At 57.2% G+C, this 20,887-nt stretch carries 16 protein-coding genes; 4 read left to right on the top strand and 12 right to left on the bottom strand.

Annotated features, from left to right (window positions below; all coding sequences use genetic code 11):
* Window positions 1–97 precede the first annotated feature (97 nt).
* Window positions 98–2,176 carry a TonB-dependent receptor gene (locus tag ACK1U9_RS09570; protein ID WP_108481726.1) on the bottom strand — a complete coding sequence of 693 codons (2,079 nt, stop codon included), beginning with the start codon at window positions 2,174–2,176 and terminating at the stop codon, window positions 98–100.
* A gap of 504 nt (window positions 2,177–2,680) precedes the next feature.
* Here ACK1U9_RS09570 and ACK1U9_RS09565 point away from each other — a divergent pair.
* A complete protein-coding gene (locus ACK1U9_RS09565; RefSeq protein WP_046614512.1) occupies window positions 2,681–4,000 on the top strand; it encodes an OprD family porin in 1,320 nt (439 codons plus the stop codon).
* Between the two features lie 134 nt (window positions 4,001–4,134).
* On the opposite strand, the gene ACK1U9_RS09560 is transcribed toward ACK1U9_RS09565, so the two are convergent.
* The 3 genes from ACK1U9_RS09560 to ACK1U9_RS09550 all read right to left on the bottom strand — a co-directional run bounded on the left by ACK1U9_RS09560 (window position 4,135) and on the right by ACK1U9_RS09550 (window position 8,128).
* On the bottom strand, window positions 4,135–5,799 hold the full coding sequence (locus ACK1U9_RS09560; RefSeq protein WP_108481725.1) for an FMN-binding glutamate synthase family protein: 1,665 nt from the start codon (window positions 5,797–5,799) through the stop codon (window positions 4,135–4,137).
* Window positions 5,800–6,039: 240 nt separating this feature from the next.
* On the bottom strand, window positions 6,040–7,407 hold the full coding sequence (locus ACK1U9_RS09555) for an ATP-binding protein (RefSeq protein ID WP_449109854.1): 1,368 nt from the start codon (window positions 7,405–7,407) through the stop codon (window positions 6,040–6,042).
* Between the two features lies 1 nt (window position 7,408).
* On the bottom strand, window positions 7,409–8,128 hold the full coding sequence (locus ACK1U9_RS09550; protein WP_046614510.1) for a response regulator: 720 nt from the start codon (window positions 8,126–8,128) through the stop codon (window positions 7,409–7,411).
* A gap of 140 nt (window positions 8,129–8,268) precedes the next feature.
* On the opposite strand from ACK1U9_RS09550, the gene ACK1U9_RS09545 reads away from it, so the two are divergent.
* Window positions 8,269–10,566 (top strand): TonB-dependent siderophore receptor, encoded by a 2,298-nt coding sequence (locus ACK1U9_RS09545; RefSeq protein WP_449109853.1) that lies wholly within the window; start codon window positions 8,269–8,271, stop codon window positions 10,564–10,566.
* 431 nt (window positions 10,567–10,997) lie between these two features.
* Here the strand turns inward: ACK1U9_RS09545 and ACK1U9_RS09540 are convergent, their stop codons facing one another.
* Window positions 10,998–11,204: a DUF3079 domain-containing protein gene (locus tag ACK1U9_RS09540; protein ID WP_135002100.1), complete on the bottom strand. Its 207-nt coding sequence runs from the start codon at window positions 11,202–11,204 to the stop codon at window positions 10,998–11,000.
* Window positions 11,205–11,381: 177 nt separating this feature from the next.
* Here ACK1U9_RS09540 and ACK1U9_RS09535 point away from each other — a divergent pair, with 177 nt between their 5' ends.
* Together ACK1U9_RS09535 and ACK1U9_RS09530 are read left to right on the top strand one after the other, a co-directional pair.
* Complete coding sequence (locus ACK1U9_RS09535) at window positions 11,382–11,735, top strand: type II toxin-antitoxin system HigB family toxin (protein ID WP_063914480.1); 354 nt, start codon at window positions 11,382–11,384, stop codon at window positions 11,733–11,735.
* A gap of 46 nt (window positions 11,736–11,781) precedes the next feature.
* The gene (locus ACK1U9_RS09530; RefSeq protein ID WP_196183711.1) at window positions 11,782–12,255 is read left to right on the top strand and encodes a helix-turn-helix domain-containing protein; all 474 of its coding nucleotides are present in this window, start codon (window positions 11,782–11,784) and stop codon (window positions 12,253–12,255) included.
* A gap of 587 nt (window positions 12,256–12,842) precedes the next feature.
* Here the strand turns inward: ACK1U9_RS09530 and ACK1U9_RS09525 are convergent.
* The 7 genes from ACK1U9_RS09525 to ACK1U9_RS09495 form a co-directional block, all read right to left on the bottom strand.
* Window positions 12,843–14,537, bottom strand: a complete 1,695-nt coding sequence (locus tag ACK1U9_RS09525; protein ID WP_449109852.1) for a reverse transcriptase domain-containing protein — start codon at window positions 14,535–14,537, stop codon at window positions 12,843–12,845.
* 813 nt (window positions 14,538–15,350) lie between these two features.
* Window positions 15,351–16,106 carry a hypothetical protein gene (locus ACK1U9_RS09520; protein ID WP_054912506.1) on the bottom strand — a complete coding sequence of 252 codons (756 nt, stop codon included), beginning with the start codon at window positions 16,104–16,106 and terminating at the stop codon, window positions 15,351–15,353.
* Entirely contained in the window at window positions 16,096–16,674 is a 579-nt protein-coding gene (locus ACK1U9_RS09515) for a hypothetical protein (RefSeq protein ID WP_449109851.1), read from the bottom strand. Before ACK1U9_RS09515 ends, ACK1U9_RS09520 begins: the two co-directional genes overlap by 11 nt.
* Before the next feature lie 615 nt (window positions 16,675–17,289).
* Window positions 17,290–18,225 (bottom strand): hypothetical protein, encoded by a 936-nt coding sequence (locus tag ACK1U9_RS09510; RefSeq protein WP_449109850.1) that lies wholly within the window; start codon window positions 18,223–18,225, stop codon window positions 17,290–17,292.
* Between the two features lie 200 nt (window positions 18,226–18,425).
* A complete protein-coding gene (locus ACK1U9_RS09505) occupies window positions 18,426–18,806 on the bottom strand; it encodes a hypothetical protein (RefSeq protein ID WP_449109849.1) in 381 nt (126 codons plus the stop codon).
* Between the two features lie 226 nt (window positions 18,807–19,032).
* Window positions 19,033–19,308 (bottom strand): hypothetical protein, encoded by a 276-nt coding sequence (locus ACK1U9_RS09500; RefSeq protein WP_449109848.1) that lies wholly within the window; start codon window positions 19,306–19,308, stop codon window positions 19,033–19,035.
* A complete protein-coding gene (locus tag ACK1U9_RS09495; RefSeq protein ID WP_449109847.1) occupies window positions 19,305–20,285 on the bottom strand; it encodes an integrase domain-containing protein in 981 nt (326 codons plus the stop codon). The genes ACK1U9_RS09500 and ACK1U9_RS09495 overlap by 4 nt, the downstream gene beginning before the upstream one ends.
* Between the last annotated feature and the right edge of the window lie 602 nt (window positions 20,286–20,887).

Here is a 20,887-nt window from a genome sequence, read left to right as displayed (position 1 = left end):
GTGAACAGTCAGATTCGGCTTTTTCGTCCCACCACCCCTTCGAGTATCACCATACAAGCGGCTTTAGCCGCGAAGAGGCCGGTACAGGCAATAAAGATCAGAAGCTGTAGCTGCCAGTCACCACCAGGCTACGGGGGTCACCCACCTGGATCTGCGCCGCACTGGTCGCAGAGCTGTAGTAGGTCTTGTCGGCAATGTTGCTCAGCGCCGCTCGCACATCCCAGTCATGCGTGCGGTACCCAGCCAATGCATCCCAGCGGCCATACCCCGGTAGCACCGTGGTGTTCTGGTTGTCCGCATAACGCTCGCCCACCAGCGTCAGGCCGGTTTCGGCGTACCAGCCCAGTTCAGGTTTCCAGGTCACGAACAGGCTGCCGTTGCGCTTGGCCACATCATTGATGCGGTTGCCTTCCTGGCCGTTGTTGTCCTTGACGATGGTCGCATCCTGCAGGCCGATGCCACCGCGCACGTACCAGTTGCCGACGATATTGCCGGTGGCGGTCAGTTCGATGCCGCGCGAACGCTGCAAGCCGCTGAGCAAGATGTTTTCCGGGACAAGCGGGTCGCGGGTGCGGCGGTTGTACAGTTCCAGCTCGTAGATGGCCAGAGTGGTGGTCAGACGCTGGTCGAGCCAGTCGCTCTTCACGCCGATTTCCTTCTGGCGGGTTTCTTCCGGCTTGGCGTCGTTACCGTTGCCCTTTGCGCCCGGTGTGATACCGATCAGACCGCCGCCAACCGGCGAGAATGTCTTGCTCCATGAGACGTAGAACGAATGGTCGCGCCACGGTGTGTAGACCACACCCAGGCGTGGGCTGGTGCTGTTGCTGTCCTGTGTTTCGCGCACGCCATCCTTGTTGGTGGTCTGCACGTCGAACTGGTCGAAGCGTACGCCGGCAAGAACCTGCCACTGATCGTTCAGGCGGATCTGGTCTTGAAGATAAAGGCCGCGGCTATCGACCACGGTATGGTTGTCACTAAACAACGTCATTGGGCCATTGAGCTGCTGGTTGCGGCCGGGCTTGCCCAGGCCCTGCAGTTTCTGGTCGACCGCTTTGTACAGCACCGGGTCGCGCTTCTGGTTGCCGAATTCCAGGCCCAGCAATAGCTTGTGCTCCAGGCCCAGGGTGTCGAAGTCGCCCTCGGCTTCCAGGGTGTTGAACAGGTTGCGGGTGTTCAGGTCCTGTTGCCAGCGCTGGCGGGTCAAGGTGTCGGTGCTGGCGTCGTAGCCCGTGACGTAGGTGTTGTCGAACTCACTGTCGAGCTTGAACAGACCCAAGGTATGGCGCAACTGCCAGGTTTCGTTCAGCTGGTAGTTCAGGCGCGAGCGCAGCGACTGGGCGCGGTCGTCGATGTAGTCGCGCTGGGTGTCGCCATAGGTGGTGCTGCGGCTGACATCGGCCGGGCGGCCGTTGACCCCGGGGATGCCACGGTCCGGGGTGCGGTTGTAGCGGCTGTATTCGTATTGCACCAGCCAGTTCAGGTCGGGGGTGACCTGCCAGCTGATCGACGGGGCGAACAGTTGGCGGCTGCCGTCGATGCCGTCGCGGAAGCTGTTGTTGTCCTGGTTGCCCATGTTCAGGCGCAGGCTGACGGTATCGCTGGGGTCGACACTGAGGTCGGCATACAGGCTGCGCAGGTCCTCGCTGCCGGCCTGCGCCTCGATGCTCGAACGGCGGCCGTGCTCCGGCGCCTTGCTCACCCGGTTGACGATACCGCCCTGGCTGCCACGGCCATAAAGCACCGCTGCCGGCCCCTTGAGCACTTCGACCCGCTCGATGTTATGCAGGTCGCGGATGTACTGGCTGTCGTCGCGAATGCCGTCCAGATAGAAGTCGTTGCTGGCTTCGAAGCCGCGGATGCGCACGCTGTCGAAGCGGGTGTCGGCACCGCTGCTGACGTTGGGGATGCCTTCCAGCGCCTTGCCCAGGGTGTTGCTGCCGTAATCCAGCACGTTGACGGTCTTTACCGTGTCGATGGCCTGCGGCACATAGCGTACTGGCGTCGAGGTGCGGGTCGCGGTGCTTACCTCCTTGACCCGCGGGTTGTCCTCTTCGCGCTCGCTGTCGGCGGTCACCGACAGTTCCGGCAGAGTGGTCGTGGCGGCACTGGCCAGGCCGGCGCCGCACAGCAGCGGCAGGCCAAGGGTAAGGGGTAAAAGACGGCAGGGTACAAGCATGGGCACATCCGGATCGAGCAGGTGAAAAAGAGATGCGGATGGTAATGCTTGTTATTTGCTCTTGCTTGGGTATTTGTAAAGGGTTGTCATTACATCTGTGTCAGTTTGTTTCGCTCTCTGCCGCGCCGCATTTCCCTGTAGGAGCAGCCTTGAGCTGCGAAAGCGTCCTCACAGGAAATTGTCCGTTCGATCAAAAGGCGATTTCCCACACAAGATAAATTGTCCGCTGATAGCGCAAACCCGCATGGAAATGCACCAGACACGCGGGCTATTTTGGTTATATCAACCTGCATTTCACGACTTTTTGACATTTGTAATCGCACACGGCTAGGATTCGGCCAACGCCTGCTGGCCATGATCTTGGCCATGCTGCTGCCAGAGGCCGCCGTGTGATTACCGGCAGGCCTTCCAGTCTGGATCCGCATAGCGTCGAACCTACGAAGGGGCGTTGGTTCCTGGCGTCATATTGCAGAGCGTTTTTGATTAAGAAATAAGGAAAACAACATGTTGAAAACCAGGATCAGCCTGGTCGCCCTGGCGATGGTCGCCGCGACCCAGGCACAGGCCAATGATCAGGCCGACAGCAAAGGCTTCATCGAGGACAGCCACGCCAACGTCCTGCTGCGTAATGCCTATATCAATCGTGACAAGAAGCACGGCACCGACGACCAGATCGAATGGGGCCAGGGCGTCATCGCCAACTTCTCCTCCGGCTTCACCCAGGGCACCGTCGGTGTCGGCGTCGATGCATTCGGCCTGTATGCCGTGCGTCTGGACGGCGGCAAGGGCCACAACGGTGGCGCCGGTGTCGACTTCTTCAAGCCTTCGGACTTCAAGGACGAGAACGGCAACGCCAACTCGCCGCACAACCTGGCCCGTGGTGGCGCTGCAGTGAAGTTCCGCATCTCCAACACCGTGCTCAAGTACGGTGACCAGATGCCGGCACTGCCAGTGCTGCAGTACGACGATGCTCGTCTGCTGCCAGAAAGCTTCACCGGTACCCTGATCACCTCCAAAGAGATCCAGGGCCTGGAACTGAACGCCGGTCGCTTCACCCAGGAAGCGCGCAAGAGCGCCGAGCGCCGTGACGGTGGTGGCCTGAAGTCGATCAACGTCCTTGGTGGCAGCTACAAGTTCACCGACAACTTCACCGCTTCGCTGTACACCGCCGACAACGAAGACGTGATGAAGAAGCACTACCTGGGCCTGAACTACGTCTTCCCGATCGCCAGCGACCAGTCCCTGACCCTGGACTTCAACGGCTACAAGTCGGACATCGACGACAAGTTCGTGAAATCCGCTGGCCTGAACGGCGACTCCAACACCATCTGGAGCCTGGCAGCCACCTACGCGTACGGTGCGCACTCGTTCACCATCGCCCACCAGCGCAGCACCGGCAGCACCGGCTACAACTACGGCTGGTACCAGAACGAGGGTGGCGTGGGTGACGGTGGTTCGACCATCTACCTGGCCAACTCGTACTGGTCCGACTTCAACGCCGAAGACGAGCGTTCCTGGCAGCTGGGCTACGGCCTGGACTTCGGTGCCTACGGCATCCCGGGCCTGACCTACAAGCTGGCCTACGTGGTGGGTGACAACATCAACACCCGCAACGTCGCCAACCCGCAGGGCTTCGGTGAAGGTAAAGAGCGCGAGATCTTCAACCAGATCCGTTACGTGGTGCAGGACGGCCCGGCCAAGGACCTGTCGATCAAGCTGCGTAGCTCGTTCGTGCGTACCAACAACGCCGTGCAGCAGAACGGTTACAACGACGACGGCAACGAAGTCCGCGTATTCGTCGAGTACCCGATCAGCATCTTCTGATCCTGATCTGATGGCCTAGGGGCTGCTTTGCAGCCCATCGCGATACAAGGCCGCTTCCACATTGATCGGCATGCGCAGGACCATTGTGGGAGCGGCCTTGTGTCGCGAAAGGGCCGCAAAGCGGCCCCCGGCTTTCACGCCGGCTCCACTGCCCTGCGCCGCACCCCGGCAACCTTCACCTCTCCCTCCCCAGTCTCCGGCGCAAAGCTGTCACTGCGCGCCATCCGCCACATCCGCGCATAAAACTCGCTTTCAATCGAGCCACTGAGCAATTCGCCCGGCTTGAGGAATGTGTGCAGGTCCGAGAACAGACCGATTTCGCTGGGGCTGATACGCCGCGCCAAGTGCTTGGGCTTGAGTTCCGAAGGGTGTTCCAGGCCCGCGGCAGCCAACATTTCGGCCAACGTATGCAGCGTGTTGCGGTGGAAGCTGGCCACCCGCTCGGCCTTGTCCGGCACCACCAGGGCGCGTTGGCGCAGCGGGTCTTGCGTGGCCACGCCGGTCGGGCACTTGTTGGTATGGCAGCTCTGCGACTGGATGCAGCCAATGGCGAACATGAAGCCGCGCGCGGAGTTGACCCAGTCCGCCCCGATGGCCAGCACGCTGGCGATGTCGAAGGCGCTGACGATCTTGCCTGCCGCGCCAATGCGGATGCCAGCGCGCAGGTTCAGGCCGACCAGGGTGTTGTGCACGAACATCAGGCCCTCGCGCATCGGCACGCCCATGTTGTCGCTGAACTCGCGTGGCGCCGCCCCGGTGCCGCCTTCCTTGCCATCGACGACGATGAAGTCAGGAGTGATGCCGGTGGCAAGCATGGCCTTGGCAATGCCCATGAACTCCCATGGGTGGCCCAGGCAGAATTTGAACCCCACCGGTTTTCCGCCCGACAGCTCGCGCAGGCTGGCCACGAACTGCAGCAATTCGACCGGGGTGCGGAAGGCACTGTGCGCCGCCGGCGAGATGCAATCCTCGCCCACGCGCACGCCACGGGTGGCGGCAATCTCGGGGCTGACCTTGTGCCCCGGCAGGATGCCGCCGTGGCCCGGCTTGGCGCCCTGGCTGAGCTTGATCTCTATCATCTTCACCTGTGGCGAGCGCGCCTGCTCGGCGAAGCGCTGCGGGTCGAAGCGGCCGTCCTCGGTGCGGCAGCCGAAGTAACCGCTGCCGATTTCCCAGATCAGGTCACCGCCATGTTCGCGGTGGTAAGGGCTGATGCTGCCTTCGCCGGTGTCATGGGCAAAACGGCCCATGCGTGCACCGCGGTTGAGGGCCGCGATGGCGTTGGCACTGAGGGCGCCGAAGCTCATGGCCGAGATGTTGAAGATCGACGCCGAGTAGGGCAGACGGCATTGCGGCCCGCCAATGGCGATGCGGAACGATGCCGGGTCTGGCGTGGCCACTGGCAGCATGGAATGGCTGATGAACTCGAAGCCGGGCTTGTAGGCATCGTTGAGGGTGCCAAAGGCTTTCTCGGCACTTTCGTTCTTGGCCCGGGCGTAGACCAGCGAACGCTGCGAGCGAGAGAACGGCAGCTTGTCGTCGTCGCCCTCGATCAGGTACTGGCGGATTTCCGGGCGGATGGTTTCGATCAGGTAGCGGATGTTGCCCAGGATCGGGTAGTTGCGGCGCACAGCGTGGTGGCTTTGCCGCAGGTCCTTCAGCCCGACCAGGCTGAGCAACGTGGTGATCAGTGTCAACGGCCACAGCCAGGCATGCTGGGGTAGCAGCGGCAAGCTGGCGAAGGAGAACAGCAGGCAGAGAGCGAGGCAGGCGTAGCGGCTGGGTAGAGAGTGTTTCATGGGTCCATCGCAGGCAGGATGACCGGGCATAGGATAGGCAAAGGCGGGGAGGGGAAAACCTGGGTAATCGGTAAAAGACTGTTACCTGATTGTGGTTGTGTTGCCTGTGCTGGCCTCATCGCCGACGAGCCAGGTCCCACCTCGACCGCAACGATTTCAAGCCATGCGCAGTACCTGTGGGAGCTGGCTTGCCGGCGATGAGGCCAGCACAGGCGGTAAGGTTCCTGCCCCGCAAAAGTGTTAGCGAGGCAACAAAACGCTGACCCGCAACCCACCCCCCTCGCGGTTCGCCAACAGCAACTCGCCCCCATGGCTGGCAGCAATCCGCTGGGCAATGCTCAACCCCAGCCCATACCCCCCGGACGCCTGGTTGCGCGACCCTTCACCGCGCACGAACGGGTCGATGATGGTCGCCAGCAGGCCCGGTGCAATCCCCGGTCCGCGGTCGTCGATATGGATGAACACCCCCGTGGTAGCGCGCTCCAGCGTGACCGAAACCTCCTTGGCATAACGCAACGCATTGACCAGCAGGTTCTGCAGGCAACGCTGCAGCAGCAGGGCATCGACCCGCAGGCTGCCCGCCTGGCCATGCACCGGCAGCGGCTCTTCAGCAGTGGCCAGCTCCGCGCACTGGCGCACCACCAGCCGGTCCAGGTCCACCTGCTGCAAGTTCTGTTGCTCCCCCGCGCGCAGGTAATCGAGCACCTGGCCGATCATGTTGTCCATCTGCGCAATGTTCTGCCGCAGGCGTTTCCGGTTTTCGTCGTCCGGCAGGCGCTCCAGGCGCAGGCGCATGCGTGTCAGAGGGGTGCGCAGGTCGTGGGACACCGCCGCCAGGAAGTGGGCCTTGTCGTTGACCATCGCGATCAGCCGCTGCTGCATGGCGTTGAAGGCCTGGGCCGCCTGGCGCACTTCCTCCGGGCCATCCAGCGCCAAAGGCGGCTGCTCGAGGTTGCTACCAAGACCGCGCGCGGCATCGGCCAGGCGCCGCAACGGGCGCAGGCACAGGCGCACGGCGATCAGGCACACCAGCAATACCGCGACGATGCGCAGCGCGTACACCCGCAACAGGTAATCGCTGATCAGCACCCAGGCCGACTCGCCGCTCCAGCCTTGCAGTTCCTGGCCCTCGATAGTCAGCCAGTGCCCATCGGCCAACGGCACCGCGAACTGCAGATGCGCCTGGGCCGTGCGCAGGCCGAACAGGCTGCGCCAGACGATCGGCTGGCCGTGTTCATCGGTCAGCTGCACCTTAATCAGGCGCACGTCCTGGGCATGCCCCAACTCGTACTCGAGGGCCTGATGCAGCAACAGTTCGATACGCCTGCGCCCACGGCGCTCGTCCTGCACCGGCGTGGGCAGGGTTTCGCTGCAACGCAGCTGGTAATGCGCTGGCGCCTGCAGTGCACCGGCACGGCAGTCGGCCTGGGCGATCAACGGCGCGCTGCGTGCGGCAATCAGCCGGACAGGGGCCTCAAGTACCTGGGCAAAACGCACATCGAACCAGATGCTGCTCGACATCAACTGGATCAGCACGGTGCCGCTGACCATTATCAGCAGCAACTGGCCGAACAACGTGCGTGGCCACAGCCGGCGCAGCCAGCGCATGTCAGGCATCGGCCCCGTTGGCGGCGATGCTCAGCAGATAGCCTTCGTTGCGGATGGTGAGAATTTGCGCGGTACCCGCCGGCGCATGGCGCAGGTGCTGGCGCAGGCGGCTGACGCACATGTCCACCGAACGGTCGTCTGGCAGGTGGTCGCGGCCGAACGCACTGCGCGTCAGCTGGTCGCGGGATACTACGCGGTTGTTGGCTTCCAGCAGCTCGCGCAATACGCGGTAGTCGGAGCGGGGCAGGGTCAGGGTCTCGCCATCGGGGCGGGTGAGCAGGCGCTTCACATGTTCCAGGCGGAAGCCGGCGAACAGCTGGGCATCTTCTACGGGCTCTTCGGCGGGCGCATCCAGGCGTTGCGGACGACGCAGCACGGCCTTTATCCGGGCGATCAGCTCGCGTGGCTCGAAGGGCTTGGCCAGGTAGTCATCGGCACCCACCTCCAGGCCGATGATGCGGTCCAGCGTGCTGCCCTTGGCCGACAGCATGATCACCGCCAGCCCCGGCGTGGCTTGCAGCTGGCGGCACAGGCTCAGGCCGTCTTCGCCTGGCAGCATCAGGTCCAGCACTACCAGCTCCACCTTGTGTCGGGCCAGTTGCTCGCGCATCTGCTCGCCGTCAGCCGCTGCCAGCACGTTATAGCCTGCATCTGTCAGGTAATCACAAAGAAGTTCGCGGATCTCGTCGTCATCGTCGACAACAAGCAAAGTTGTGCTCATGCGCGGAAACACCTGTTCGGTGAGGGCCGGTGGCGCTCGTTACGTTCGATTACATCCCCGTACATGTCGGGGCTGGAGCCCGGGGGGCCTATCCCTAGAATCCTAACAAAAAATCATCTGCAAATACGAAGCCTTCCCAAATGAACTCCGAGAGTAACCCGAACGCCTTCCCCTCCATCAGCCGAGGCGGCACGCGCCTGAAACCGCTGGCACTGTTCATTGCCATGGTCGTCAGCGGTGGCGCGATGGCTGCCGACAGCAAGCCCCTGGAACTGGAAGCCACGCAAATCGAAGACAGTGCCCTGCTGCCCGCCGACGAAGCCGGCCAGCTGGGTTACACCGTCGAAAGCACCCGCAGCTCCACCGGCCTGGCCCTGACGCCGCGCCAGACGCCGCAGTCAGTCACCACCATTACCCGCCAGCAGATGGATGACCGCGACATCCACACCATCGAGCAAGCGCTGGAGACCACCCCAGGCGTGACCGCAAGCAAGTCCGAAGTGGGCGGGCGTACCGACTACCGAGCCCGTGGTTACTCAATCAGCAACTGGAAGGTCGATGGCCTGCAGTTCCAGGGCGGCTCCGACTTCAGTGGCGGCGGCAACGCACTGAACATGGACCTGTACGAGCGCATCGACATCGTGCGCGGTGCCAACGGCCTGCTGGGCGGTACCGGCGACCCGTCGGCCACCGTCAACCTGATCCGCAAGGCACCGACCAAAACGTTCGGCGGTAGCGCATATGCCACCTACGGCAGCTGGGACAAGCGCCGCCTGGGCGCCGACCTCAACCTGCCGCTGTCCGAAGACGGCCGCCTGCGTTCGCGCTTCGTGATGACCCAGCAGGACGCCAACTCATTCCGCGACAACCAGTCCGAGCGCTCCCGCGCCGCGCTGGCCAACTTCGAGTTCGACCTGGACGACGCCACCACCCTCGGTGCCGGCTACCAGTACGAGTACAACAAGATTGTTGGCGGTGGCTGGGGTGCGAACATCCCGATCTGGTACCGCGATGGCAGCAAGACCGACCTGCCGCGCAGCACCAACGTGGTACCCAGCTGGAGCTTTGGCGAGTACACCACCCGCACCGCGTTCGGCTCGCTGGAGCACCGCTTCGACAATGATTGGACGCTGGACCTGAAAGCCGCCCAGAGCACCGCCGAAACCCTAAACCACCGCGGCCTGGCCAAGGTCAACTCGGCGGGCCGTGGCAGTTACGGCGGCTACTGGGACCAGGATGGCAGCGGCGCCGTGCTCAACGGCCTGCACAGCTCCACCGACACCACCCAGCAGTCGGCGCAGATCGACCTGTCCGGCCCGTTCCAGCTGTTCGGCCGTACCCACCAGGCGATGGTTGGCTACAACGACAGCCGCACCGTGGCCTGGTCGCCGGAATACACCTGCACCATGGTTGGCGACGGCATGGCCAGTGCGCCTGCGCTGGGTTGCCAGTTCCGCGCCAACAACGGCTTCCCGTTGACCGACTGGCGCAATGGCGTGGATGACGACTACAACATCATCGCCTCGCGCACCGGCCGCCACAGCAAGACCACCACTCGCCTGCAGGGCATGTACGCGGCAACCCGCCTGAGCATCACCGAACCGCTGTCGGTCATCCTCGGCGTGCGCACCAGCAACTACTCGGCCACCACTCGCAGCGTGGCCGGCGCACGTACCAGCCAGGAAGAGAACGGCATCGTCACCCCGTACCTGGGCGCCGTGTACGACCTCAACGACAACTACTCGCTGTATGCCAGCTACACCGACATCTTCACCCCGCAAACCGCTGAAACCAGCAACGGCAGCAAGGTCGAGCCGATTCGCGGGCAAAGCTACGAGACGGGTATCAAGGGTGAGTGGTTCGATGGCCGCCTGAACGCCTCGGCGGCGTACTTCCGCACCAAGCAAGAAAACAAGGCAGTGCTCGACGGCGACCTGACCACTCCGACCGGTGGCGATGCCTACAAGGCCGGTTCCGGCCAGGAAACCGACGGTATCGACCTGGAAATCGCCGGCGCCCTGACGCCAAGCTGGAACGTTTACGCCGGCTACACCTACCTGCACTTCCGCCGCGTCGACAGCGACGGCCGCAGCGACCCATCGCACCTGTTCAAGGCCTCGACCACCTACCGCCTTTCCGGCCCGCTCGACCGCCTGACACTGGGCGCCGGGGTTGCTGCGCAGAGCAACATCCGCGCAATCTCCAGCCCGGCGGGCCAGCCGAGCAATGGTGTGAGCAACGGTGCCACTGATGTGAATTGGTCCGGTTATGCCATCTGGAATGCCATGGCCAAGTACCAGCTGACCGACGACACCAGCGTCAGCCTCAACGCCAACAACCTGTTCGACAAGCACTACTACACCCGCTACGGGTTTTATGCCGGGGCGATTTATGGTGATCCACGCAATCTGTCGCTGACGGTCAGCACGGCGTTCTGATCAAACGCACCTGGGGCTGCTGCGCAGCCCATCGCCGGCAAGCCGGGCTCCCACAGGTACTTTGGGAGCAACTAACAGGTGGCGCGATCCCTGTGGGAGCGGGCGCGCCCGCGAACACGGGCGAAGCCCGTGCCATCCACCGCAGCACCTGATTCGCTGGGTCGGCGCCAGGCTCAAACCATGCGCTGTACCTGTGGTAGATGGCCCAGCCCTTTGGGCTGCGCTATCGCGTAGATAACTGAAATTGCAAGCAATCCGCGTCCCCTGTGGGAGCGGCTTTAGCCGCGAAGAATCCAACGCGGTGCATGGCACCGGCTGCGCCGGTGTTCGCGGCTAAAGCCGCTTCTACAGGCCCCCTGCTAACTCAATGAGTTATGTGCAGTTCTATGAGAGCCCGGCTTGCCGGCGATGTGCCGCAAAGCTGCCCCATTTCACCTGGGGCCAGCCTCTTGCACGCGATCAATCGGCTTCTCCAGCCGGTCCTCGAAACTGTCCCAGTCCTCGCCAAACAGTTCCACCGGGTGCATGGTCCGACTCGCGCCATTGCCACAGGCCAATGCCTTGGCCGGGCAGTACAGGTCGCAACCCCAGCAGATGCGCTCCGGGTGGCTGGGGTTTGTGGGGAATTTCTTGGCCATGGTCAGCTTCCCTCTGAACTATGTCCCCAACCTATACCTCGGTCCGCTATTCAGCTTGATCGGCATCAATGTCCCGGTGACCTTCAGCAGAGCGCATATTCCGGATCCAGATATCTGCTTGACAGATATCTGGATCCGGAATAATTTGTAGGCACCTTGGTACGCCGAGACAACACGATGCGAGTGATAACGAAAGCGGCGGTTACCAAAGCCATCGAAGCTCACGCCCAGTGGAAAGCCCCCCTGAGCCTGTGGCTCACGACCTTTGATAGGGCGACGCTGCGCTTCGAGTCTTTTGAGCAGCTAAGGGACACGTGGTCTACCGCCTCTGGCTGGAACGTTGACCGCATTCCTTGTTCAAAACTCAGGCCCGCCAGCCGAAAAGGGCCGCTTGATGTCTATGTGTTCGATATCAAGAAAAACGAATGCCGTCTGATCGCATGGCTCAACACACGAACGGGCACCCTCTATATCAAGGCCATTCTGTCGCACGCGGAGTACGACAAGTGGTGCAAGAGCGATGTCAGGTAGCCGCCTGGCACTTGCCCAAAACCTACCGATTCGACAGGTGACAACCATGAAGCGGGATAAAATCGAAGCCAATGGACTAGATGCCTTCATCGCTAATATTTCACCCATGCTGGATGGCCTGAACACCCAGATGGCAACCATGGCCCAGCTTCTTGCTGCCTGCCATGACCCCATCAAGGACGATGCTGAACTCCAGGCGCGGATGGCATTGATCGATGAGCTCTACTCGCATGCTGACAGCGAAGGTCACGCAGCAGCGCGCTTTGCAGAGATGGTGGCGGATCGTGTCTACGAGTATGAGAGTGAGTCGGTACTCGTGCCGTTTGCGAGCCAGGCCGAAGCATTGGCCTTCCTGCTGTCGGACAGGGGTGTGAAGCAGAAGGACCTTGCCTCGATAGCAACCCAGAGTGCGGTTTCAGAGATTTTGAACAACAAGCGGAAGATGACGGTTGCCCAGATAAAGGGCTTTGCTGAGTTTTTCAGCGTACCGGTTGAGTTTTTCATGCATGGGGTGGTTTGAAATCGGTAGGGTTTGCTGGGATCGCGGGGCACAGAAAGCAGAAAAGGCCTACCTTTCGGTGAGCCTTTTTTGATACGGCACCAGACGAACGGTTTCTTGCTGCAAGGGCAAGGAATTCGCGGGCCTGGAATTTGATGGATTTTTAAGCGTACCCCAAAGTGTCGCTATAAATAAATCAGCTAGTTATGGCGTTTGCTGGAATCGAATCGGGGGGCGGCGCGCCATTGACGGTGAGCATCACGACGGCAAGGCAAAGGATGTTCTGCCTGTCAGTAGCACTTCGGTGAACAAAGGAGGGTCCTTGGGGGTGATTCAAGGATGTCGTCAGTCATCGTATTCACTGCTGACCTAGCATGCCAAGGACGGGCAGTCCGGCAAGGCAAACCGCTACGCGAACCCTGCCGCCCCAACCTCAAGCCCTGGCGTGCTCTTGTCAGCAGCTAACACGGTGAGCGACGATTACAGTCTATGCTCACTAAACAAACGAGAATGTCGCGCTATCGCGTTCCCTTCAAAAGCATTTGTTTCGCAGCTCTTCCAGTTCGGTCTGAGCAGATATGACAGCGCAACAGAGTATAAGTTACGACTCACATTTCAAAGCCTTTTTTCTGCAAATATTTGATCAGCTCAGAAATGCGAATAAATGTGTTTTTGCCATTGGGGTTACCTTCGGCGCCTTTAGCTGCCACACCAACAACGTGATAACTAGAGTTGATAACAGGGCCACCGCTATTTCCGGCATACAAGGTTTTGTCGACCTCACTGTGTTGAATTTCATACAGTGGATACTTGTTAGTGACACGGCATTTTAAGATGCCCACGTGGCTACCGGTCTTATGGTTGGGGAAACCAAGGACAGCAACGCGCTCACCAATATTAGGCTCTCGCGTTACCTCAAGTGTAAAGTGTTCGAGTCCGGTTGGAGCTTCTTTTATGCTGAGCACTGCAAGGTCGAGTTTCTCGCATCGGATTATGACGTTGGCCTCATACAAGCCTTCGCCTTCACCTACTCGGTAAACGCAACATTGGTTGAATTCATGGCGCTTATTATCTTTGTCACGGTAAGTGAGGTTGTGTTCGCACGTGACGAGTAAGCCGCCTTGAATCATGAAGGCAGTACCTTGGATTTGCTCCAGCTTGCCATTTATATTTTCTGATACCTCGGTGACCCAACACTTGCTCTTGATGAATTCACCGACTTTGAAGTTGTCCGAGTCTTCAGTTGTCGTAATAGGAGTGTTGGGTACCTTGGACTTGATGGGTAGCATGTTGTAACGCTGTGCAAGCCTTCGATAGACTTCCGAGTCTTCACCAACAACTTGCTTTATGAACAATAAGCGACCTTGAAGATGTGACTCGAGAATGCCAGAGCTGTTTGGGTTCTTCTTTTTGTAAATCGCATTAGCCGCTTCTTCCCCATTTTTTTCAATGGAGTGTATAAGCGCAGCAGTTTTTCTGACATAGGTACGAGGAACATTAGGCTTTTGATTGGTAACCAAACCTGTAACGATACGTCTCTCGCTCGGCCCTTGCAGTCTAACTTTTGTGAGATTGATAGTGAATCCATGTTGTCGAACTATCGTCTCAAGTTCCTGGCCTACTTTGCTGTAATAATGGTTCGGTTTGCCATTAGAGAGGCTGTATTCAACTACATTTTGCGGAAGAAATTCTGCAGGACTGTAGAATGAAAATGTTATGTCGTCGGCGTAGCGAGTATAGACAGCTCTATTCCGCTTAGCTAGCGAATACAGATCGCGGTCAAGGCTGGCACATAGCATGTTCGAAAGTATTGGAGAGCTAGGTGCCCCTTGAGGGAGAATGCCATTGACAGTTGCAAGGTGAGCAATAACAGACGCCGTCTCGGCTGATAGCGAGTAGGGCTCAGAAATTAACATTCCGCGAATGCGGCGGAAGGTAATAGTGCCGAAAAAATTTTCTAAATCAATATTGAAAACATATTTCTTTCGGCAATGTGGATATGCGTTTGCAACAATGGAGCTACCTTCGCGGAACGCCTTTACGGGCTCGCGAGGCGTGTAAATTTTATTAAGCAGAGTGGCAAGTCTGGCCTGAAGAGTTTTTAGCTTCTCAGATGGCGCCAGAATTCTACGTTTGCCTCCACTCTTTTTTGGGATGTCGAAGGCCAAATAATGGCGGTGCATGTCCCCGGTGTAGTACAGGCGTTTGATTTTTCCGTAATCAGTGCCTAGCAGCTGTGCTAACTCTCCTGGTGTAGTCGACGAGCTTAGCTGGAAAAGGCTGAGAAAAAAGCCTCCATTCATATTTCACCCTATTCCTTTGAGCGTAACGTCTCAGAGTCGCTGAGTGCCGTTGCTTGTGGCTTTTTTGAATCGGGTCGCATTTGAACAACCCTATTTAATACCTGAATGGAGGCAAAGCGACAGTACGTCAAAAACGCAGCAACGGCAAGTGGTGAGCGATGATTCGGGTGACTGCCGCAGTTGGGGGGAGCAAAAGGGGTGGGGCCAAAAGGGATGGGGGGGGGCGGGATTCAGTAGCGTAGGATGATCCAGACCACGACGGCCAGCATCGATCCCGCTACCTCCGGCATTGCTGGAAGGCAGGCAGGGAATGGTGACAAAAAGGTTATAAAACAAAAAAGGCCAACCGTATGGTGAGCCTAAGTAGTTGATTTATATGGTGCGGCACCAGACGAACGGTTGTAGGTGGTGAGGTCACGATTTTCGCGGGTCTGGACCCGAGATCACCGGTTGCGAAAACTAGCCAAGGACGTGAACAAAATGCCTCGAAGCAGCCGTTACAGGCGATCGCTGTCGACCCATAACTGCCCTTCGCGGATGAGAGCTATCGGTCAGAAGCAGCCAGTCAAAAGCCTCTAGGAAAGCACTTGCGATTCTCCCCGTAGCTGTGGCCTCAACTCAGATGGGGGACTCTCAATTCGTGCGAACGCCGCCTGCAATGCTAAAAGCGAGGGTATGGACTTACAATCACCATGTAACTGTGTTCATACATGTCAGCACGTAAATCAGGGCTATACATACAGCGCGCTCCTAAGTAGGGTCACGCTGTATGTCTTCCTGGGTATATGAAATTGGTTTGATGGCTTCGATAAGTTAAGGTTTCTTACCAAATCTTGAAAGTATCTCCTCGGCTCGCAGGCAGCCAAGTGGAGATATCTTGCAGCGCTTGTCATCTGTATAGTCAATTAGGCGCTCTTTTTTCAGGGAAGCCAGTATTTTATTGAACGCGGATTTGTTTTGATATTCCATGGACTTCTGGATTTCAGAGTCGACTCTGTTGTCTTTTTTATAAAGGGCCAAAAGTATTTTGTCGGGGGTTTTAAGCTTGGAATCTAAGATCATGAAGGTTTCGCCATCATCCCAGATAGCTTCAACTTGCCTTTCTATAACCTGGTGGATCAGAGCACTGGCATCCTCAGGTGATAGGGTGGAACAGAGTCTTACTAGTTCTGCCATGACCCATTTGGCGGCGTATAATATATAGGTGGCATCCAATTCGTTTGGCGAAACTTCACCGATATGGCCAACCCCTCTTTTATTACGTATGCAGTACACGCTAAACAGGGTCCTCGGGATGAGAATTTTGTAAGACTCATGCCCCTTGGCGTTCTCAAACTTGCTAAGCACACCTTGATTAAAGGACCCGAAGCTCGTTGATAGAGGGGTATGATCCCCTAAAAGCTTGTGCTCAATGATTCGCAGCACGACTTCGGCAAAATGCCCAGCATCTAGTTCACTACTTTTCCAATTGGAAATTTGATAGTTTCTTTCGATGCCCTTATAAGAGTCCAGTAGTTTCTCTACAAGCTCTAGTGGGTGTTCTTTCGATAGAATGTCTTTAATTGGCATTCGCTTCGATTTCACTTATTAGTGCAAGTCCTGCTTTTTTTCCAGCCAAGGTCAATTTGAAGGTTTTTTTTCCTCCCTTAACCCCGCCGATGATGAAAATGGTCTTATCAGTAAAAGCCTTTAAAAAGTTCGGGGCGTCGAGGATGCCGTGATTCATGCAGATATCACGAACCTCATCTGCAGGAAATGTTTCTTGACCTCGGATGCTGCAAGCATATCCGTATATCAGCCCGACATTCTTCATTTGGTGCCGTTTATTATCACCCGGCACAGTTGCGATAATTTTAACCTCGTCTCCGAACGTGTCAAAAGTGTTCGGGTACGCTTCAAGCCCGCCCTGCTGCTGCTCGGAAGGGGCCGATATCGAAGCGGTGATCGTCTCAGTGGTAATTACGTCTGTTACCGTGAGGGTAGGCGTCGCCGAAGATGGAGTTGTAGGCTGATGCTCTATAAAGAATGCTATTACATCTTTCATCTGAGCGATTTGCTCGCTTACGAACGATTCTGGACCTTCTATCTCAATAGTCCGCTCAGCTGCTGAAAACTTGAATCGACTACGTTCGTCCATACGCCCCTCTCTATCAAGAAATGCTCTAGCGTCGATGTGCCAGTACGATCATCGAACCCTATTGCAAAGGCAGCGAGTTGTCCAGTCATCGATGTGCTATCGATCGAAAAGAGGTAGGCCTCCCGGGCTTTAACCGTGAACCAATCAGTTTTGGGGCGTGCACTAGCCGGACACTTACCTGACTAGGAACGCTGGCCAACCTCAGCCGTTATATTTTTTATCGGACCTCGGTACATCAGACACGGCACAATCAGCTTGCCGATTCAGACTTTGCACCGTTGTGTAAAACATCGTCGAGCGCATTTTTTCTGCCGAATCAACGGCTTGTAGATCACATTGAAGTGTTGCTGCCGCAATCCTTGAGGCGCTCATCAAGGAGACTGGATGGTCACAGGCCCTCTGGCACAATGTCCCAGGCTAGGCTGCCGTGCTGGCTCACCACGCTGCCTACGTGCGAATTTCCAAACACTGATTCAGCCTATATCTGGCAGGAAGCCGGGGGGCCGCATGCGGGTCGCTGCGAGTGTTAGCCATTGATGCTGTCTATCCCAAGGCAGCACCATCCCGGTCAACGTATGCTAAGCGCCATTTCGGACCATTGAGCTTCGATGCCTTTTAGAGGAAGCCCCACCCAAAGGCGTCTGGTTTCATAGGGGTTAAATATCCTATGTGCGTATTGACTTTTATATCCTCGCCTTTGAATTCAGTTTTATTAATTTTGTCGTGTATCTCAAGACTTCTGCCCTTTAAGACCCAGATAGGCTTGATGTTTTTCGGCGTTCGATTATTTTTTTCGTATAGTTTTCTGACGTATGCTTCCAATCCCCCCTCGTATTGTTCAACCAACATTATTATCTTGAGGGTATGGGTATGGAAAGTGGTAGATTGAATGGAGCTTCCCGCGAGATTTTGCATCCCTCCACCAGGTCCGCCTATGAAATACCCGCCAGAAGGGGAATTTTTTTTTGCATAGGCGGACACGGCCAGCTCATATTCCGACGTCAAAGAATCTGGCCGATTCTCTTCAAATATTGCGTGAGGGAACACGCCGATGATATCTACACGCGAGTGGAAAATTTTTGCGATGACTAGATCGTCAGTTCTATCAGGATAAGGCTCCAGATGGAGATGATGATAGCCCTCACATATATGCATATGGTCCCTGGACCGCATAAAATCTTTATCTTCTTTGAAGGCCTCTACGTCGAGGGCTCCGTAATGGGCCTTTCGAGACAAGTATCCATTGACGTCGTGGCCGGTTTCTATCAGATTTATCAGGCTCCTTATTTTTTCTCTATTCCTTATGTAGGGTCGCATATTCCTGATACGGCTAGGGAGATCAACTTTTCTTGGTCTTACTTCTATCAGGCGATGGTGCCAGAAGTCGTGCATGTGAAGCAGCATATCCACCCCAAGGCTTAGAAGAAATTCTTTACTTTCTTTATTGTTGGGAACGTAGGGGATAGCCTTAACGAGATCGTTTTTAAAACGCTGAACTGTCTGAAGCTCATCAAGATTAACCCGCTTTTCGGGCGTTGAGGGTGCGCTCATTACATAGTCCTCATTAAATTTTTCCCTTCTAGCTCAGCTAGAATATTGTCTTTTTCTGACATTCAAACTGTGGTGGTCGCGCGCCTTTGTGTCCAATTAGCTTTTCTGTAGGGCTGAAGAGACAGCGGTCGGTAGTTTAGGTTTAACTCGCGTCTAGTCTTAACACGATGCAATGGCGGTCATTGCAACCGACTGAGTCCTCAGTTGCTCTTCAGTATGTATTCACAGTGCTCGACTATAATGTCCAGTTTTATTGCCCACGGCCTTGAAGCAGCCCGTGCCCACTCATTCGGGTCGGCCCAGCCCAATGATTTAATCTTCGCGACCTCATGCAGTGCATGATCATACTCAACTATCGCCATAGAAGCGTTAACCCACTTTATAGATAGGTCCTTCTCAACGTCACGAGACGGCACTACGCCCATCTGTAAGTCATGCAGATACGCCTTTGTAGCTACTACAGCATTCATCACTAGCTGTACGGCTTCGATTTTCTGCTTGACTTTGTGCTCCCTGTCCTTCTTATTTGAATTCCATGCATCAATTAGGTTGGAAAGTGCGCTAATGGCTTCAGGTACCATGTGCTCATCCTTGTCGGCTTTCTGTGGTGTGTGTCGAGAATGTTCGACCTAGCCTACGAAATCGCCAAAATAGTGTCTACTGGCGATTGACGGTTAACCTCATTTTAGTCGGTAGCAGCTTGAGATCTGATTTAGCCTCTTGTAACTGATGGGTCGATAACCGCCTCTCGCGCATGGCTGCTGTGGATCGGTTGCGGTCGGTCGTGAATATCAAAGTCAGACCTTCTTAGCACTTGAAGATCCATGCTCTATCTAAGCGACGAGCCAGCAGTCGCACGGTCAGCAGGTAGTAATATCGAGTTGCCTTGCATCGCCTTGCTAGTCGGTGGTCGAGAAACCAAACAACATGTTTTTTCTTCCAACCCCAAGGTGTTTCTAGCTGCCAGCGTTCAGATATCTCCGCTTGGATGAGCTTTGCTTGCCGTAAATGGCGCTGCCGCGTTGCGTACGATCCCGTCAGCACCGCAGCCAAGAACAGTTCCATATCGAATGGCTTGCTCATACGCGCCCTCCAATGTAGGCCCCGACCACATCGATCCGACCGTGCCCCAACTCATAGCTGATTTGCCTCCGAGCCTCGCGATCAAGGTGCTGATTTAACTGGCAGTATTGGCCGCCGATGATAGGCGCGCGGTGTAGAGTGATTTGCTCATAGCGCTCACATGCATACGCCGCTCGTAGCTCATGGAAGCCTTTGAGCCTGTGTGCATGCAGGACGTCCCGCGCTGGGCGGATGATTTCCTGCAGAACATTCAGATAGCTTTCGTCTGGCGCAATCAGGTTGCGGCTACTCGCAGGCGACACCTGCCGTGCAAACCCAAGTGCGTCTTGAACATGTTGGTTCACCGCAATCCATCGTGGCGCTGAGGCGCCAGCGCGACCGCCTTTGGTGCCATCTTGAATGTTGATCCTGCCTAGGCCTTCAGCCTCACGGCTCAGCCGTGGCAGGTCAGCCAGGATGGCCTCACGAAGGCGCATGCCGGTGGCTCGCGCCAACAGAACAATCGCTGCGGCCCGATGCTGATGATCGCGACAAAGCGCATCGACGATCTGCTTAACCTGTTCGCGGTCTTGGCCTTGCGGAGCCGATTGGCGAACTCCGGTGCGCTGCATTCCCAACGCCTTGCTCGGACTGGGCAATTTCACACACTGATCACCGCGCAGCGACGCCATGGTCCTGTTAACGCTGGATAGGCGGTTTTGTGCGGTGCTGATGGCGAGGCTACCGCACTCAACCGCATCGCGCAGATACTCCGCATAGTCCGCCAATACCTTCCGATCAATCTGCCGCGCATCATTGATACCTGGCCCTTGTTCGGAGCGGCACCACTTCACGAATGCCTGCCATCGACCACTGTGCGTCTTGACCGTACCGTAGTGGCCACCGCCGAACATGTCTTTCAGCGCCTGCGCCCCTGCATAGCTCAATTGCCTGCCGTAGCCGAAATTACGGCCGTCGCGTCTACCCACCAATGCCATGTCGGTCACCTCATCTACCGTTCTACGATCCTCGCCCCACGTCATCCCGCCAGGAATGTTGAGTGTTATCAGGGATCAAGGCCCCTGCGACCTGTGGGGAATGTCCTCAACGCGGGACTGGCGACTCCTTACGTCCGGGAGCAAGGGCATCTCATGATCTGGCCTCCTGAGCACCGTTACCGGTGGGCGGGTGGAGGCTGCATTGGCTGACGAGACCAGTGCCGCGAGATCCTGAGCCATGTGCAAGCAGCAATGCGATGACCGGGGCATGCCTGACTGTCAGTCAGGTGCAGTCCATTCCTTGGTCTGCGGCACCATCATCTACAAGGCTGTTGCTGGTGACATCGGCGTTTGTCACGCCGATTGTCACGAGGAGGAATGCCGCAAAGCCATGTGTGATCAGGGCTGCAGCAGTGTTAGAAGTGCCCGTCTCTTTCCACAGAAAGAGACGGGCACAGGTTGGCGCAAGATTCGGCCAAGCGAATAGGTTGCTGCAGGGCAGCGAGGTACGGTGTATCGAGGCACGAGCGCCATATGTGTAAGAGCATCCATCACATGGGTAGTGACCGGTCGAGCTGCCGGATGCGAATCGCCTTTGGGGA

The organism is Pseudomonas sp. XP1, assembly GCF_053557675.1.
This window is presented reverse-complemented; position numbering and strand designations above follow the sequence as displayed.

Coding starts and splice junctions, on each gene's coding strand:
- ACK1U9_RS09545 (WP_449109853.1), top strand. CDS start 8,269: ATGAACTCCGAGAGTAACCCGAACGCCTTCCCCTCCATCAGCCGAGGC.
- ACK1U9_RS09540 (WP_135002100.1), bottom strand. CDS start 11,204: ATGGCCAAGAAATTCCCCACAAACCCCAGCCACCCGGAGCGCATCTGC.
- ACK1U9_RS09505 (WP_449109849.1), bottom strand. CDS start 18,806: ATGGTACCTGAAGCCATTAGCGCACTTTCCAACCTAATTGATGCATGG.
- ACK1U9_RS09560 (WP_108481725.1), bottom strand. CDS start 5,799: ATGAAACACTCTCTACCCAGCCGCTACGCCTGCCTCGCTCTCTGCCTG.
- ACK1U9_RS09530 (WP_196183711.1), top strand. CDS start 11,782: ATGAAGCGGGATAAAATCGAAGCCAATGGACTAGATGCCTTCATCGCT.
- ACK1U9_RS09495 (WP_449109847.1), bottom strand. CDS start 20,285: ATGGCATTGGTGGGTAGACGCGACGGCCGTAATTTCGGCTACGGCAGG.
- ACK1U9_RS09500 (WP_449109848.1), bottom strand. CDS start 19,308: ATGAGCAAGCCATTCGATATGGAACTGTTCTTGGCTGCGGTGCTGACG.
- ACK1U9_RS09570 (WP_108481726.1), bottom strand. CDS start 2,176: ATGCTTGTACCCTGCCGTCTTTTACCCCTTACCCTTGGCCTGCCGCTG.
- ACK1U9_RS09525 (WP_449109852.1), bottom strand. CDS start 14,537: ATGAATGGAGGCTTTTTTCTCAGCCTTTTCCAGCTAAGCTCGTCGACT.
- ACK1U9_RS09565 (WP_046614512.1), top strand. CDS start 2,681: ATGTTGAAAACCAGGATCAGCCTGGTCGCCCTGGCGATGGTCGCCGCG.
- ACK1U9_RS09550 (WP_046614510.1), bottom strand. CDS start 8,128: ATGAGCACAACTTTGCTTGTTGTCGACGATGACGACGAGATCCGCGAA.
- ACK1U9_RS09535 (WP_063914480.1), top strand. CDS start 11,382: ATGCGAGTGATAACGAAAGCGGCGGTTACCAAAGCCATCGAAGCTCAC.
- ACK1U9_RS09555 (WP_449109854.1), bottom strand. CDS start 7,407: ATGCGCTGGCTGCGCCGGCTGTGGCCACGCACGTTGTTCGGCCAGTTG.
- ACK1U9_RS09510 (WP_449109850.1), bottom strand. CDS start 18,225: ATGAGCGCACCCTCAACGCCCGAAAAGCGGGTTAATCTTGATGAGCTT.
- ACK1U9_RS09520 (WP_054912506.1), bottom strand. CDS start 16,106: ATGCCAATTAAAGACATTCTATCGAAAGAACACCCACTAGAGCTTGTA.
- ACK1U9_RS09515 (WP_449109851.1), bottom strand. CDS start 16,674: ATGGACGAACGTAGTCGATTCAAGTTTTCAGCAGCTGAGCGGACTATT.